The 12,400-nt window shown below is 39.6% G+C and carries 12 protein-coding genes and 1 riboswitch; of the genes, 6 read left to right on the forward strand and 6 right to left on the reverse strand.

Annotation, left to right across the window (positions count from 1 at the left end):
• Positions 1-68 precede the first annotated feature (68 nt).
• Genes FHS59_RS09880 through rfbC form a run of 3 tightly spaced genes read right to left on the reverse strand, consistent with a single transcriptional unit; the run spans position 69 to position 2,332 of the window.
• The gene (locus FHS59_RS09880; RefSeq protein WP_184494982.1) at positions 69-1,022 is read right to left on the reverse strand and encodes an NAD-dependent epimerase/dehydratase family protein; all 954 of its coding nucleotides are present in this window, start codon (positions 1,020-1,022) and stop codon (positions 69-71) included.
• A 9-nt stretch (positions 1,023-1,031) separates the two neighbouring features.
• A complete protein-coding gene (locus FHS59_RS09885; RefSeq protein ID WP_184494983.1) occupies positions 1,032-1,778 on the reverse strand; it encodes a tyrosine-protein phosphatase in 747 nt (248 codons plus the stop codon).
• Positions 1,778-2,332, reverse strand: coding sequence for a dTDP-4-dehydrorhamnose 3,5-epimerase (rfbC, locus tag FHS59_RS09890; RefSeq protein WP_184494984.1), 555 nt, complete (start codon positions 2,330-2,332; stop codon positions 1,778-1,780). Before rfbC ends, FHS59_RS09885 begins: the two co-directional genes overlap by 1 nt.
• Positions 2,333-2,532: 200 nt before the next feature.
• Between rfbC and hflX the strand changes: the two genes are divergently transcribed.
• From hflX to FHS59_RS09910, 4 genes are all read left to right on the forward strand, one after another.
• A complete protein-coding gene (gene hflX / locus FHS59_RS09895) occupies positions 2,533-3,798 on the forward strand; it encodes a GTPase HflX (RefSeq protein ID WP_184494985.1) in 1,266 nt (421 codons plus the stop codon).
• A 78-nt stretch (positions 3,799-3,876) separates the two neighbouring features.
• Positions 3,877-4,938 carry a sensor histidine kinase gene (locus tag FHS59_RS09900; protein ID WP_184494986.1) on the forward strand — a complete coding sequence of 354 codons (1,062 nt, stop codon included), beginning with the start codon at positions 3,877-3,879 and terminating at the stop codon, positions 4,936-4,938.
• Between the two features lie 16 nt (positions 4,939-4,954).
• Positions 4,955-5,329 (forward strand): DUF7793 family protein, encoded by a 375-nt coding sequence (locus FHS59_RS09905; RefSeq protein ID WP_184494987.1) that lies wholly within the window; start codon positions 4,955-4,957, stop codon positions 5,327-5,329.
• Positions 5,330-5,331: 2 nt separating this feature from the next.
• Complete coding sequence (locus FHS59_RS09910) at positions 5,332-5,667, forward strand: n-acetylglutamate synthase (protein WP_184494988.1); 336 nt, start codon at positions 5,332-5,334, stop codon at positions 5,665-5,667.
• 35 nt (positions 5,668-5,702) lie between these two features.
• Here the strand turns inward: FHS59_RS09910 and metE are convergent, their stop codons facing one another.
• Positions 5,703-8,006: a 5-methyltetrahydropteroyltriglutamate--homocysteine S-methyltransferase gene (metE, locus tag FHS59_RS09915; RefSeq protein ID WP_184494989.1), complete on the reverse strand. Its 2,304-nt coding sequence runs from the start codon at positions 8,004-8,006 to the stop codon at positions 5,703-5,705.
• Between the two features lie 213 nt (positions 8,007-8,219).
• Positions 8,220-8,419, reverse strand: a riboswitch (cobalamin riboswitch).
• A 164-nt stretch (positions 8,420-8,583) separates the two neighbouring features.
• On the opposite strand from metE, the gene FHS59_RS09920 reads away from it, so the two are divergent.
• Positions 8,584-8,946: a DUF1304 domain-containing protein gene (locus FHS59_RS09920; protein WP_184494990.1), complete on the forward strand. Its 363-nt coding sequence runs from the start codon at positions 8,584-8,586 to the stop codon at positions 8,944-8,946.
• A 316-nt stretch (positions 8,947-9,262) separates the two neighbouring features.
• Here the strand turns inward: FHS59_RS09920 and FHS59_RS09925 are convergent, their stop codons facing one another.
• Complete coding sequence (locus tag FHS59_RS09925) at positions 9,263-10,786, reverse strand: P-loop NTPase family protein (RefSeq protein WP_184494991.1); 1,524 nt, start codon at positions 10,784-10,786, stop codon at positions 9,263-9,265.
• Between the two features lie 5 nt (positions 10,787-10,791).
• Positions 10,792-11,892 carry a vWA domain-containing protein gene (locus FHS59_RS09930; RefSeq protein WP_184494992.1) on the reverse strand — a complete coding sequence of 367 codons (1,101 nt, stop codon included), beginning with the start codon at positions 11,890-11,892 and terminating at the stop codon, positions 10,792-10,794.
• Positions 11,893-12,079: 187 nt separating this feature from the next.
• Between FHS59_RS09930 and FHS59_RS09935 the strand changes: the two genes are divergently transcribed.
• Positions 12,080-12,304 (forward strand): hypothetical protein, encoded by a 225-nt coding sequence (locus tag FHS59_RS09935; protein ID WP_184494993.1) that lies wholly within the window; start codon positions 12,080-12,082, stop codon positions 12,302-12,304.
• Positions 12,305-12,400 lie beyond the last annotated feature (96 nt).

Below are 12,400 nucleotides of genomic sequence, written 5' to 3' on the forward strand. Positions count from 1 at the left end.
TTTTTGCTTCAAAATATCGATTTAATTTCGATGCGTTAAGATGCCAACGATCGGCGCAAAAAATAAGTTTATTTTGCCCACAAAAAGGTTTCCTCCAAAGGAATGTATTGATAGTCCAGTAACTCCTTGATTTTCTTATTTTCAAAAGTAATATCCTGCTGTGAAATCATCGCCGTTTGCTTATTCAGCGGGTTTTTTGTCAGTCCCAGACTTCTGCCCAATGATAAAAACATCAATCCAATTTTAAGAAGAAAATCAGTAACAGGCTTAGAAGGCGCTTTTTTATCAAAAGCTGAAGCCATTTTGCTGAAAAACTCCTGATATTTTAAACTCTCTTTGTTTAAAATAAATCTATTTCCCCAACTACCTTTTTCAAACAACATTCTCATCAATCTTGAAGCATCTCTCACATCGAGGTAATTAATGCTTCCTTTCGGATAGTAGGTTGAATTTTTCAACACATAGGAATAAATAGAGGTACTGCTGCGATCATCTTGGATTTTTCCCAATAAGACTGAAGGATTAACTACAATGATGTCCAGTCCTTCCTGCTCACCTCGCCAAACTTCCAGCTCTCCCATGTATTTCGAAATACCGTATTTGGTATTAAATGGAGATTCGGCCCATTTGTGGTTCTCGTCAACTACTTTTTGTTCTGGATTTCTTCCCAAAGCAGCCACTGAGCTTACATGGATCAATTTCTTTACCCCGGAATACAGCATGGCATTCACGAGATTGGTTGTTCCTTTTACATTGACATCAAAAAGCTGATCTTCGTCTTTTGACAAAAAAGAAACCAATCCGGCACAATGAATCACTAAGTCTATTCCTTCCAGCGCCTTATCTATCGAATCAACATCGGACATGGATCCTTCATGCCATTGAATCGGAAAATCAACATCTTCTAATAATCTCAGCGAAGAACTTGATCTTTTGAAACCATGGATTTCCCCTAAAGGAGCAAATTCCTTTGCAACGTAGCTCCCTAAAAGTCCAGTGATTCCTGTGATAAAAATCTTCACTTTTTTGATTTATAAACCTGAGTTGAGTACCTGTAGTTCTTTGATTTTTTCGTAGGATTTGGACCTTGGCAAGGTTTCTAACATGTCCAAATACCTCGGATTGTGACAATCTGTTCCAAAAAATTTGATCAGTCCTCTTTCCAAAAGCATTTCTGCAAAATCCTTTACCTGCTTCGAATAAAAACCTGTCAGCGACAAGAGATTTACCTGAAAATAAATCTGACGGTCAACCAAGTCTTCCAATAGTTTTTTATCCCCTATGAGGTATTGATATCGCTCGGGGTGAGCAAAAATCGGTTTATATCCGGCCATTTCCAGTTGGAAGAAAGTCTCCAAAAGCATCTGAGGTCGGTTTATAAAGCCAGTTTCTACCAAAATATGATTAGGACCAAAAGTCAACAGTTTTTCGCCATTCACCACCTTATCAAGAAATACCTCATCCATGTAGTATTCTGCGGCAGCATCTATCTCGATGTTGATTCCTTCTTTTTCTACTGATCTGCGTAGATCAGCCAGACCCATCTTGATGATTTCGGGAGTATTTCGGTAATACTCTGACATGATGTGAGGTGTGGTAATGATTTTTCGGAGACCATAATCTGATAACCTCCGGATCAAATCCAAAGATTCCTCCATTGACTTGGATCCATCATCGATTCCTGGGATCAAATGCGAATGCATATCCACTTGCATCCAACCCAATTCAAGGTCTTCGTATACTACTTCCTTTTTTTTGAATAAATCAAAAAGCCCCATTACAATCCTCCTTCGCTATTCGCTTTAAATTCCTCTATCGTTTGCCATTGTGTATCTTTTTCAGAAATGATAGGATCATTTACCATCCAATCTATCTGAAGGTGAGGGTCATTCCATAAAATCCCTCCCTCGCTTTCTTTATTGTAATAATTGGAGCATTTGTAAACAAAAACAGCATCCTCCAATACAGAAAATCCATGTCCAAAACCTGCAGGAACATATAGTAGATTGTTCCTTTCGGAATCCAGAATGGTAGAATAATTTTTTCCAAAAGTCTCTGAACCTTTTCTTAGATCAACCACTACATCCAGTACTTTTCCCCGAACTACCCGGACTAGTTTGGCCTGAGCATAGGGTTCTCTCTGAAAGTGTAATCCTCTTACGGTACCTTTCTGAGAATAAGACTGATTATCCTGAACCCAGGTTTCATGGACACCTTCTTTTTCAAGCCAGTCAGCACGGAAAGACTCAAAGAAATATCCTCTTTGATCTTTAAAAACTTTAGGAAATATCTCTAAAACTCCTGAAAGCGGTGTCTTCTTGATTTCGGCCATGGGTAATAAACTTATTTGGCAATTAATCGGTAAAATAACCAAGGCATTATGGAGTATCCTAATCTAATTTGAGGAAATATCCCGAACTTTGACCAATAATAGAAAGCATTTAGAAAATTTTCTGTCACAATTCGCGGATTTTGGCCAAAATGAAACTAAATCCGCTCTAATTGCTTTTTAGTATCAGATAACTGAATTACATGGGTAAATTTTCAAGAAAGCTTCAAAAACTACACGACACCGCTCCAAAAGTGGATACTGCGGTTTTGGTGAGTATCATACGTCAAGGACAAACAGAACGGGAAACCGAAGAGCATTTAGATGAACTGGCATTCCTGACAGAAACGTTGGGGGCGAAAACAGTATACAGGTTTACCCAAAAAATGGAAAAACCTGATATTAAAACTTTTATCGGATCCGGAAAACTGGAAGAAATCCAATCTTATATTGAGCATTTTGAGGTGGACATGGTTATTTTTGATGACGATCTTTCTCCTTCGCAGATGCGAAACCTAGAGAATGAACTCAAAGTAAAAATCTATGATCGCTCGCTTTTGATCTTGGATATTTTCCTAAATAGAGCACAAACAGCCCAGGCAAAAACTCAAGTGGAACTGGCAAGATTCCAATATCTCTTACCAAGGTTGACGAGGATGTGGACTCACTTGGAGCGTCAGAGAGGTGGAACCAGTACCAGAGGTGGTGCCGGTGAAAAGGAAATAGAGACGGATAAACGAGATATCCGAAACAAGATTTCGCTTTTGAAAGCCAAACTTCGGGATATCGAAAAACAAGGAATAACCCAAAGAAAGGGAAGAAAAGGAATCGTCAGAGTAGCTCTTGTAGGATATACCAACGTAGGCAAAAGTACTTTGATGAACCTGATCACCAAAACAGATATTCTGGCGGAAAACAAGCTTTTTGCAACGGTAGATTCTACAGTAAGAAAAGTGGTTTTAGAGAATGTGCCTTTCCTTCTTTCAGATACAGTAGGATTCATCAGAAAATTGCCTACTCACCTGATCGAATCTTTCAAATCAACATTGGATGAAATCCGGGAAGCCGATCTTTTGGTGCATGTGGTGGATATTTCCCATCCCAATTTTGAAGACCATATCAGCGTGGTAAATCAAACCCTTCAGGAAATTAAAGCCGGAGATAAACCTGTCCTACTGGTTTTCAATAAAATCGATTTAGTGGAGCAAATGCCTGATGAAGAGGGCATCATGAACATGACCGAATTGGAGTTAGAAGAGGCCAATTATTTGGATTTCCCTTCACTATCAGATGCCTACGAGAAAAAAACTGGCATCAAACCGGTATTCATGGCAGCATCCTCTGGTTTGCATGTTGATGAATTCAGACAGGCTTTGATTTCCGAAGTTAAAAAGGCCCATAGAAAAATTTATCCGCATTATTTAGAGGACGAAGTGGTGGATTGGGAACTTAAAGACTTAGATACCTAATAGATTGTCACTTTGATCCTTAAATTTCCTCCTCTATTTTTACAGTGATCCCTGAGAATGGGTTTCCACATTTGATCTATGAATAATAATTCTTTTGAGTACGAGCGTTTCTTTGAGCTGACGCCGGATTTGTTATGTATTGCCGGATATGATGGGTATTTTAAAAAAATAAATCATTCTGTCTCCGAGACTTTAGGTTATACCCAGGAAGAATTATTCTCTAGACCAATCAATGATTTTGTATACCATGAAGACCAGCAGGTTACTTCTGATGCTAGAGATGAGATCATCAAATCAAGACCGCTTTTAAATTTTGAGAACAGGTACGTTCATAAATCCGGAGAAATCATCTGGCTTTCTTGGACCTCTCAGCCAATTGATGATCAAAAACTCGTTTTTGCGATTGCAAAAGACATCACTCATAAAAAACGGATCGAAAATGAGCGAAATTCACTTTTAGAGAAAACATCCCGAATCAATCAAAATCTCAAGCAACTAAGTTTTACTACCTCGCACGATTTGAGATCTCCAGTGAATAATCTCTTATCGATCATGCAACTTATTGATAAAAGAACCATTGGTGATCCCGAAACTAGGGAATTGATAGATCTGTTGGAATACGGAATTGGCAACCTTAAATCCACTCTCAACACATATGTGGATCATCTTCAGCAAAGCCATAATTCCAGCGCAAAGAAAGAACCTGTTTTTATCAGCAAAACAATCCAAGAAGTTTCCCAATCCATCAAATCATTGATTCAATCTTCCAAAGCCGAAATTGAGGTAGATCTCCAGGAATTTGATGAAATCAGCTTTAATAAGCCTTATTTTGAAAGCATCATATTAAACTTCCTGACCAATTCGATTAAATATTCAAAGCAAGGTCACCCGCCAAAAATTAAAATTAAGTCGACGATCCAAGACAGAAAAAAACAACTGATCATTGAGGATAATGGACTTGGGTTTGATGCCAAAGACCTGGAACATAAAATTTTTGGAATGGGGGATAAGTTCCATGAGAATGCGGATAGCAAAGGAATTGGGCTTTATCTGGTTTATAGTCATGTGATGAATATGGGTGGAAAAATAGAAGTCGAAAGTAAAATCAACGAAGGCACGAAGTTTACAATTACCTTTTAAACCAATTCAAGGGATCATGAAGGATCGAATCTCAGGAGAAATTGCAGATTATGAATTAAAGGAATCTGGTATTCTTATTTCATATTCAAAGCCCATCAAGAGAACTGTTCCGCTAATCAGTGCAAATGTCGAATTGGTAAAAAAAATTAATGGAGGAAGGCCTGTTCCACTATTGATTTACCTTTGTGACTCTCCGGTTCCGGATAAAGAAACCCGGAAATTCAGCATCGAAAAGCTCCCGGAAATTTATTCAGCGATGGCCGTGGTTTCCAAACCGGGACTATCTGCTTTTATCATGAAAATCCTTTTTAAATTTCAAAAACCTCCGATTCCGATGAAATCATTTACGGATGACCAAGAGGCGGAAAAATGGTTGAATCAATTTATTTGAAAATGAATTACCAGGGCAAATCCTTCAGACCTGTAAGCAATACAGAAAATGGGGAGACTTCATCAGAAACACTTTTTTTATACCAACAAGAAGGAAATATTCTCACTTGCGAATACGCTGGTGGAAAAATCCTAAAGGGTCATCTGATCGGAATTGTGAGTGAATCAGGGGAAATTACTATGCGATACCATCAAGTAAACACCTCTGGGAAATTGATGACTGGAGTCTGTCGTTCTGTTCCTGAAATCATGGAAAATGGCAAAATCCGCCTCCACGAAACCTGGCAATGGACATCGGGCGATTGCTCAAAAGGGAATTCAGTTTTAGAGGAAATTTAAAAAGCTGCCCCAAAATAGGAGCAGCTTTTAATAAATTAAGCTATTGGACTAGTAATCACTTCCCTCATTTCCTGAGCAGCAGATACCATTTCAGTCAAGGCCTTTTTTGTTTCATCCCAGCCGCGGGTTTTTAAACCACAATCCGGATTTACCCAAAGTTGAGTTTCTGGAATGAGCTTCATTGCTTTTTCAAGCAAATCAACCATTTCCTGTTTAGAAGGGACTCTAGGAGAATGGATGTCATACACACCTGGTCCAATTTCATTAGGATAATTGAATTCCCGAAATGCGTCCAAAAGCTCCATTTGTGATCGTGAACATTCGATAGTAATCACATCCGCATCCATGTCTGCAATATGTTGGATGATATCATTGAATTCAGAATAACACATATGGGTATGAATTTGAGTTTCATTCTTCACCCCGCTGGATGAGATTCTGAAAGCCCTAACTGCCCAATTCAAATACTGCTGCCATTCTGATTTGCGGAGCGGAAGACCTTCCCGAATAGCCGGTTCATCAATCTGAATAATTCTTATTCCAGCCTTTTCCAAATCAGTTACTTCATCTCTAATCGCTAATGCAATTTGAAGACAGGTCTCTGACCTTGGCTGATCATTTCTGACAAAACTCCATTGCAAAATCGTTACTGGACCAGTTAGCATTCCTTTCACAAATTTAGAGGTCAAAGACTGCCCAAAAGCAGTCCAGTCCACAGTCATACTTTTCTGTCGAGAAACATCTCCGTATATAATCGGAGGCTTTACACAGCGACTGCCATAAGATTGAACCCATCCAGTTTTCGTGAAAACAAAGCCTTCCAATTGCTCGCCGAAATATTCAACCATATCATTTCTTTCAAATTCTCCGTGTACCAGCACGTCCAGCCCAATATTCTCTTGCCAGGATATCGCCTTTTTGGTTTCTTCCTTTAGAAAGTCCTCATATGCTTTTTGGGATAAGGAACCTTTTTTGAACTTAGAACGCCATGATCTCACTTCTGCAGTTTGCGGAAAAGAACCAATTGTCGTGGTTGGGAATAATGGCAGTTTCAACGCTTCTTTTTGCTTAACCTGACGAACAGAAAATGGACTCAATCTATGATCATGCGAATCAGAAATGGTCTGAACACGTTTTTTAACAGCAGGCTTATGGATCAAAGGAGAACTGTTTCTACTCTGAATGGCTTCTTGATTTTTCTTTAATTTTTCATTGGTCAACTCCTTTAGATCTGCAACTTCCCGAAGTTTTTGCTTCGCAAAAGACAGCCAGTTTTTGATTTCTGAGCTTAAGCTTTTTTCATCGGTTTCCAGGTCCAAATCAATCGGTGAGTGAATTAAAGAGCATGAAGGAGCAATGAATAATCGATCCTTCCCTATGGCTGAAACTGCTTTTTGAATAGTTTCATTGGATTTTTGATAGTCATTCTTCCATATATTTCTTCCATCTACCAGACCAAGAGAAAGGTGCTTTTGCCCTCCAAGTTTCCCGGATTCCAAGATATCATCCAATTGGGAGGAACATCTTACCAAATCCAAATGAAGGGTATGAACCGGAAGTGATAGAGCCGTCTCCAAGTTTTCTCCAAAGCAATCAAAGTAGTTTGCCAAAATGATTTTCAATGAGGGGAAAGCCTTTTTGATTTCAGCGTAAGCAAACTGTAATGCCCTCTTTTCTTTTTCTCCCAAATCCATCGCCAAGAAAGGCTCATCAAACTGTATCCATTCTACATGGGCTGCATCCAGTTTTTTCAGTAACTCCAAATACACTGGCAAGATGTTTTTAATCAAATCTATCCGATCAAAGCCTTCTTCTTTTTCTTTCCCCAGAAGCAAATAAGACACAGGCCCTATCAAAACTGGTTTGGTGGAAAAACCTGCTTGTTTGGCTTCCTTGTATTCCAGAATTACTTTGGTAGAGAACAACTTAAACTGTTGATCTTTTCTAAATTCCGGAACGATGTAATGGTAATTGGTGTCAAACCACTTGGTCATTTCCATGGCAGTGATATCCAATCCATTTTGTTGATAACCTCGCGCCATGGCGAAGTATAAATCCATTTCATTGTTGCCTTTTTGTAAAATCACCTCATGGAATCGGTCTGGAATAGCACCTAGCATCAAGGACATATCCAAGACCTGGTCGTAAAAAGAAAAATCATTGGATGGAATGAGATCAATTCCTTCCTCCTGTTGAGTTTTCCAATTCTGCAATCGAATGGATTCCCCTACAGTCTGCAATTCATGCAGGTTGATTTTGCCTGACCAATAAGACTCGCAGGCTTTTTTGAGTTCTCGTTTGCTACCAATTCGCGGGTAGCCAAGATTGTGCGTTTGCATCTCTTTTAACTTTTAATTTGAATAATGAGTTAAAAGCTCTTTTACTGAACCTCACAATGCTTTGAATAAGAAGGGATTATCATGAAAAATGCAGATTTATTCCAAGGCATAGCCAATCTGGTCTGGAATGGACAGACAGTTAACTAGTCTCAGAAATAATGCATCAAACCTGACAATAAGCTTCAAACCGCGAAAGCATTGTCTCTCCTACCTTGAGGTAGGTCGGAATAGGCAGGTCTCCTGACTTGTAACAGATTTCATCGTCCTTCCCGCCTCGATGGGGATCAAAACAGTGGACATGCGAGGATGAAATCCTTTGGTGTGTTACTTACAGTTGCGCGACAGTTCGTGATTTTCACACGATTCCCTTTTAACCCCGATTTTCATCGAGGACCGCTTCCGGTTGATAAAGTATAGAACTATTTAATTGGTGAAAGTAGTGAATTTTATTCAGCTAAAACTAATTGATAGGTTTAGTTTCTTATTGATGAATCTTCTTCCTAGTTAAATTTTCTTTGAGGCTCAATTTGAAGTCTTATCCAAAATCAAATTGTATTTTAGCTTAAACAACATTTCTATGGAATTTCTAACTGATATTTTGATCGGGCTCATCGCAGCACTACATCTCTATTTTCTTTACTTCGAAATGTTTGCCTGGGAAACTATCGGAAAAAAAACTTTTAAATCCTTACCTCCGGAATTATTCCCTAAAACCAAAGGCTTAGCTGCGAATCAGGGATTATACAATGGGTTTTTAGTTGCTGGATTAGTTTGGTCTTTGCTGATTGATGATCCGAAATGGTCATTTTATATAGCAATATTCTTTCTCGGTTGTGTTTTGGTAGCAGGAGTTTTCGGAGCCTTAACTGCCAGTAAAAAAATCTTTTGGGTTCAGGGATTACCGGCACTGATTACGTTGGTGTTACTGCATTTGAAGTAGAATTTCCCGCAGATTTTCGCGGATTTTTACGCAGATATTCGCTGAGGAACTTAAATCAGCGAGTATTTGCGGTTTTTATCCGCGTTCATCTGCTGGAGAAAAATTATAAATCATCCTCTTCGAAATCCTCCTCATCACCCCGTCCCATATCAAACGTAGAACTAAAGAGATCTTTGAATTTCAAACCGGTATTTTCTAATAATTGAAATTAAAATTTCCCGCGGATTTACACAGATTTCCACGCAGATTCTCACCGATTCTTTCTAATTCAGCGAGTATTTGCGGTTTTTATCTGCGTTCATCTGCGGGAATTCATTTACAAATCATCCTCCTCGAAATCATCCTCATCTCCCGGTCCCATATCAAACATGGAACTGAAGAGGTCTTTGAATTTCAAGCCGGTATCCAGCATTTTTTTACTGAGCTGAGAATATTCAGCCAAGCCATGAAGGGCAAATTCCATAAAGAATTCTTTTTCCTTTTCTGGCAAACTCTTCACAAGCTGTGTGACTACTTCTTCAAGTCCTGGAACAGAATTAAGAGCTGTTTTATACTCTTTATCGGATTGGGAAGCTAAAATATCCAACTCATTTCCCTCTCCAAACCAAGCCAATGGAATCACGTATGGATTCCCTTCTTTGGATTTCTTCTTTTGCTCGGGAGAAGGAAAATAGTTTACAAACTGGGATCGGATCGCTTTTCCGATTAAAGAATAAGCGACAATTCCAGCGCCTTCCTGCTCTCCCTCATACACTAATTCTACTTTTCCCGTAATCGCCGGGATCACTCCTATCAGATCTGCGATTCTGACCATCGTGTTGCTCTCCCCATTCATATACATCCGGCGCTCCGCTGCTGACATCAGGTTTTCGTAGGCAGAAATCGTCAGACGGGCAGAAACCCCACTTTTTTCATCCACATATTCCGATGCTCTGGCCTCGATGGCGATCTGTTCGATGAGATCTTTCATCAATTCCGGAACATAGATATTATCTAAAGGTTTGCCTTTTAGATTGGCTTCCTGTTCTGTAATTCTTCTGCCTATTTCGATTGATTTCGGATAATGTGTGATGATCTGGCTTTCGATACGGTCTTTCAAAGGAGTGACAATACTTCCCCTGTTGGTATAATCTTCCGGGTTGGCAGTAAAAACAAATTGAATATCGAGCGGCAATCTCAATTTGAAACCACGGATCTGAATATCTCCTTCCTGCAATATATTAAACAAAGCTACCTGAATTCTCGCCTGCAAATCCGGTAATTCATTAATCACGAAAATGGATCGATGCGATCTTGGTACCAACCCATAATGAATCACTCGCTCATCGTTATAACTGAGCTTCATCGTAGCAGCTTTAATCGGATCCACATCACCAATCAAATCCGCCACGGAAACATCCGGCGTGGCCAATTTTTCTGTGTAGCGATCATCTCTATGCCACCAAGAGATTGGCGTATCATCTCCTTTTTCTTCGATCTTCTCTTTGGCATAAGTACTTAATGGCGCTAAAGGATCGTCATTCAATTCTGATCCAAAAACAACCGGAACATATTCATCCAGTAAATGTGTCATCATTCTGGCAATTCTGGTTTTCGCCTGTCCTCTCAAGCCCAATAAATTGATATTGTGTCGGGACAAAATCGCCCGTTCAATGTCAGGAATGACTGTATCTTCATATCCCCAGATTCCTTCAAAGACATTTTCTTTTCTCTTGATTTTGAGAATCAAATTATCTCGAAGTTCTTCTTTAATGGATTTGGGTTGATATCCAGCTGCTTTCAACTGGCCGAGGGTTTTTATTTGGGTGAGTTCGTGTGGTGTCAGTTTTTGGTAGTCCATATTGCTTAAAAGCGTTTCGTTCTATTTCGTCTATAATCTTCAAAAATCAGGTCGCCTAGCCCTTTCAAGCTGCTGTAATAGGCATTCCCGTTATTCACTTTGGTAAATTCCTTTACAAACTCCTTCAGATAAGGATCCGAGGCAATCATAAAAGTCGTCACCGGTATTTTCAATTTTCGGCATTGGGCAGCGAGCTTCAGCGTTTCAGAGAGAATCTTGCTGTCAATCCCAAAAGCATTTTTGTAGTATTTGATTCCCACTTTTAGGCAAGTCGGTTTCCCGTCAGTGATCATGAAAATCTGCTTGTTTGGATTTTTTCTTCTTCGAAGTAAATCCATCGCCAACTCTAGCCCTGCAACTGTATTCGTATGATAAGGTCCAACTTGAAGATAGGGCAAATCTTTGATCTCGATCTGCCAGGCATCATTTCCAAAGACGATGATATCCAAAGTATCTTTTGGATAGCGGGTTTTGATCAATTCTGCCAAAGCCATCGCCACTTTCTTAGCTGGCGTGATTCTATCTTCCCCATACAAAATCATGGAGTGCGATATATCGATCATCAGCACGGTGGAAGTCTGGGATCGAAACTCATTTTCCACCACTTCCAGATCATCTTCGGTCAACAGGTAATCTCCACCAAAACCGTGGTTTGCCTGTGCATTTCTGAGTGAATCCGTCAAAGCAATCTGATCCAGATTATCTCCAAATTCATAGGCTCGGCGGTCGGTTCCCCGTTCTTCGCCCTGACCCGAATGCGTGGTTTTATGCTGTCCTGATTTCCCTCTTTTTAACTTCCCAAAAATCTCCTCCAAAGCTGATTTTCGGATGGTCTGCTCAGCTTTGCCGGTGATTTTAAACTCTCCTTTTTGGTTTTCCTCGGTCAGATAACCTTTGCTTTTCAAGTCTTCAATAAAATCACCGATTCCATACGTTGGATTGGTCATTCCATAGCGATTGTCCAGATTGGTCAGCCAACTCAAAGCCTCAGCCACATCTCCACCGGTCATGGTGACCAGTTGCAAAAATATATTGAGCAGGTTTTCGAAGGTATTTTTCTCAGGATCCTGAGAGGGAACAAATTTCGTAAAACGGAATCCTTTCATAATTAGAATCAAGTATCAAGACACAAGACTTTGTTTAGAGTAAACAACTTTCTCTTGTCAAATCAAACTAGCCAGAAAGCCTGAAAGCCTTAAAATTCAATTTAGTAGAATTTTATTCTCTCCGACAGATTAAGTAACAAACAGATGGGGATGGTAGTTTATTAATTAGAATAAAAACTCTAAAAAGATGAAAAACTATTTGCAAGTAGTGGGAATCGTGACGGGGGTTTTGATAGTTTTCGTCACCTTGATTCAGATCAAAGTGGCCATGCCTTTGATCTGGATAATTTTCTTGGCAGGTCCAGTTTTAATGATCTGGATGGTTTGGGCGGTTTTAAATGCGCCGGTGGAGGTGAAAGAGACTTTTGAGGAGAAGTGGTATCAGGATAGACCGGATTTATTGAAGGGTTAGTTTGATTGGAAAAAATTAACTCTCTTATCTTTACCCTCATGACTCCCGCCTCAAAAAATGCCTCCATCATCAAATCCACAGCCAATCGGCTGGGTT

Origin of the sequence: Algoriphagus iocasae (assembly GCF_014206875.1) — a bacterium.
GTDB classification, from domain to species: domain Bacteria; phylum Bacteroidota; class Bacteroidia; order Cytophagales; family Cyclobacteriaceae; genus Algoriphagus; species Algoriphagus iocasae.